The sequence below is a fragment of the Mesorhizobium sp. M7A.F.Ca.ET.027.02.1.1 genome, assembly GCF_004022985.1.
Classification (GTDB): domain Bacteria; phylum Pseudomonadota; class Alphaproteobacteria; order Rhizobiales; family Rhizobiaceae; genus Mesorhizobium.
In genome coordinates this window covers 1-2039 of sequence record NZ_RZOL01000655.1, presented here as the reverse complement: position 1 = coordinate 2039, position 2039 = coordinate 1, and the positions used below count along the sequence as shown (strand labels likewise).

Genomic DNA, 2039 nt, shown 5'->3' with positions numbered 1-2039 from the left:
GCCCACACAAGGTCATTGCCGTCGCAGGCTTTCCAAAGACCAAAGCCGCGATGGAAGCCGCCGGCTGCACGGTCGAAATCTTCGAGGCGGATGCGCTCTGCATCGCCTGCGAGGGCGGGCCGACATGCCTGACGCGACCGATCCTGCGCCAATGAATATGCCATCCCGCCGCAGGTTCCGTCGCGAGGGCGAGGAGCGGCGGCGGCAGGATCTGATCGAGGCCACTCTGGACAGCGTGGCGGAACATGGCCTGCAGGGCGCCACCTTGCGCACCATCGCATTGCGTGCCGGCGTCACCGCTGGGCTGATCCGGCACTATTTTCCCGGCAAGGAAGAATTGCTGCAGGAAGCCTATGCAGCGCTGATGGGCCGCATGACCGAGCAGGCGAAAGCGGCTTTGGTCATGGAGAATGCCTCGCCTCGCCAGCGCCTTGCGGCTTTCGTCACCGCCAACCTCAATGCGCCGATCATCGATGCGCGGGTGTTTTCGCTCTGGGCAACCTTCATCGGCCGCGCCAGAGCGGATCCGACCTTGGCCCGCGCCCACCGCGAAGGCTACCTTGGTTTTCGCAATGAGGTGGAGGCGGTTGTGGCTGAGGTGCTCGCCGCCGAACGGCGCAATCCGGACGCAAGCCAATTGCGCCACCATGCCATCGCGATTAATGCGATCATCGACGGACTCTGGATCGAAGGCTGCCTGGCCGGCGAGATGTTCTCGGCCGGCGAGTTGGCGGCGATCGGCATCAAGACTGTCGAGGCCGAACTAGGCCTCGCGCCGGACGGGGAGGAAAACCAATGACGACACTCGGCGAAGCCCTCATCTCGCTGCTTGAAGCGCATGGCGTCGACACGGTGTTCGGGATTCCGGGCGTCCACACGGTCGAGCTCTACCGCGGGCTGGCACGCTCGAATATCCGCCACGTCACGCCGCGTCACGAACAGGGCGCCGGCTTCATGGCCGATGGCTATGCGCGCGCCAGCGGCAAGCCGGGCGTCGCCTTTGTCATCACCGGACCGGGGCTCACCAACACCATCACCGCCATGGGGCAGGCACGCGCCGATTCGGTACCGATGCTGGTCATATCAGGCGTCAACGCCACGCCGACGCTGGGCAAGGGGCTGGGCCATCTGCATGAATTGCCGGACCAGCGCGGCATGATGGAGAAGGTGGCGCTGTTTTCGCAGCGCGTTACCGAGGCCGGCGAATTGCCCGGTGCCCTGGCGCAGGCCTTTGCCCTGTTTTCATCGGCGCGGCCCGGCCCGGTGCATATCGAGATCCCGACCGACGTCATGGTCAAGTCGGCGGATGGCATCGCTGCCATGCTGAGCAATGTGACCCCACCCGCGCCGGAAGGTGCCGCAATTGCCAGCGCGGCCAAACTCATCGGTGCCGCGCGCCGCCCGCTGATCCTGGTCGGCGGCGGCGCCAAACGCGCCGAAGCGCCACTGCGGCGTCTGGCCGAGCGGCTGGGAGCGCCGGTCGTCCAGACCGCCAATGCGCGCGGCCTGCTGCATGGTCATCCGCTTTGCGTGCCGGCCAGTCCCAGCCTGAAGACAGTGCGGGCGCTGATGGCCGACGCCGACCTGGTCATTGCCGCCGGCACCGAATTCGGCCCGACCGACTATGACGGCTACAGCGATGGCGGCTTTGTCCTGCCCGCCAATCTGATCCGCATCGATATCGGCGCCGACCAGCTTGCCCGCCGCCCGGCGACGGTTTCGATCCAGGCCGATTGCGCCGAGGCGCTCGAAGCGCTGCTTCTGCAGACGGGCCATATCCCGGCAAGCGAAGGTGGGCCGACACGCGCCGCCGCCGCCCGGGAAGCAGCCTTTGCCGAACTCAATCCAACACTGCAGGCACAGGTGCGCGCCGTCGAGATGATCCGCGACACCTTGCCGGGCGCGCTCATCGTCGGCGATTCGACGCAGCCGATCTATGCGGCCAACCTCTATTACGACCATGACCGCCCAGGCGGCTGGTTCAATGCCGCCACCGGCTTCGGCGCGCTCGGCTATGGCCCGCCGGCGGCGATTGGCGC

Annotated in this window: 2 protein-coding genes and 1 pseudogene; all 3 read left to right on the top strand. The window is 66.8% G+C overall.

Going from position 1 to position 2039, the window contains the following annotated elements; genetic code table 11:
* Positions 1-155: pseudogene (locus tag EN749_RS34770) on the top strand (amidinotransferase); the annotation flags it as partial.
* A complete protein-coding gene (locus tag EN749_RS34765; RefSeq protein ID WP_245482549.1) occupies positions 152-799 on the top strand; it encodes a TetR family transcriptional regulator C-terminal domain-containing protein in 648 nt (215 codons plus the stop codon). The pseudogene EN749_RS34770 and the gene EN749_RS34765, both read left to right, overlap by 4 nt.
* On the top strand, positions 796-2039 hold a 1244-nt coding region (locus EN749_RS34760; protein ID WP_128364869.1), incomplete at its 3' end, for a 5-guanidino-2-oxopentanoate decarboxylase. The genes EN749_RS34765 and EN749_RS34760, both read left to right, overlap by 4 nt.

Excerpts from the sequence above, each read along its gene's own strand:
- EN749_RS34765 (WP_245482549.1), top strand. The coding sequence starts at position 152 with ATGAATATGCCATCCCGCCGCAGGTTCCGTCGCGAGGGCGAGGAGCGG.